2 pseudogenes are annotated in these 388 nt (G+C 62.9%); both read left to right on the plus strand.

Annotated elements, in window-relative coordinates:
- Window positions 1–104: 104 nt before the first annotated feature.
- Window positions 105–224: pseudogene (locus HLUSI_RS34405) on the plus strand (CoA ester lyase); the annotation flags it as partial.
- Window positions 221–388: pseudogene (locus HLUSI_RS31935) on the plus strand (acyl-CoA dehydrogenase family protein); the annotation flags it as partial. The pseudogenes HLUSI_RS34405 and HLUSI_RS31935, both read left to right, overlap by 4 nt.

Raw genomic sequence — 388 nt, forward strand, 5'->3', positions numbered from 1 at the left:
CCTGTACCAGGTCGCGCCGATCTCGACCAACATGATCCTGTCCTACGTGGGCGAGCATGTTCTCAAGTTGCCACGCTCGTACTGAGACCTCGGAAGACACCACCGTGAACGCTCACTCAATCCAGTCGCCCGGCCGTGCAGCCGCCGATATCAGCAGCTACCTGTTCGTACCGGGCAACCGGCCGGAGCGCTTCGGGAAGGCGCTGGCGGCCGGGGCCGGCGCGGCCAGATGTACAACATGGGCACCTTGCTGCGCCACGGCTCCGAGCAGCAGAAGCAGCTGTACCTGCCCAAGATTGCCAGCGGCGAACTGCGCCTGCAGTCGATGGGCGTGACCGAGCCGACCACCGGCACCGATTATGAAAGTACTGACGGTAGGAAAATTAAC

Origin of the sequence: Herbaspirillum lusitanum P6-12 (assembly GCF_000256565.1) — a bacterium.
Classification (GTDB): Bacteria; Pseudomonadota; Gammaproteobacteria; order Burkholderiales; family Burkholderiaceae_D; genus Herbaspirillum; species Herbaspirillum lusitanum.